Genomic DNA, 313 nt, shown 5'->3' with positions numbered 1-313 from the left:
CTATTACGCCTTCCGCGCGTTGCCGCAGTGGGGCGCGCGCCTGGCGTTGGGAGAGGATTCGCTGCAGAGCAACCTCTTCGACAGCTTCCGCTTTACCGGCTTCAGCCTGGTGTCGGACGACAACATGTTGCCGCCTAACCTGCGCGGCTATGCGCCGGAGGTGACCGGCATCGCCAAAACCAACGCCAAAGTCACCATCAGCCAGCAGGGCCGCGTGCTGTATGAGGCACAGGTCGCCGCCGGGCCGTTCCGCATCCAGGATCTGAGCGACTCGGTGATGGGCAAGCTGGACGTAAAGGTTGAGGAACAAGAC

The 313-nt window shown here is 62.9% G+C and carries 1 protein-coding gene; it reads left to right on the top strand.

What is annotated here, in order from left to right:
* Positions 1 to 313, top strand: a 313-nt coding sequence (locus KQX66_RS39215) for a fimbria/pilus outer membrane usher protein (protein ID WP_216798472.1), incomplete at both ends; no start/stop codon positions are given.

This window comes from Paenibacillus oleatilyticus (assembly GCF_018998565.1).
Classification (GTDB): domain Bacteria; phylum Bacillota; class Bacilli; order Paenibacillales; family NBRC-103111; genus Paenibacillus_G; species Paenibacillus_G oleatilyticus.
Note: the sequence above shows the minus strand (reverse complement) of the source record. Positions and strands in the feature narration are given on the sequence as shown.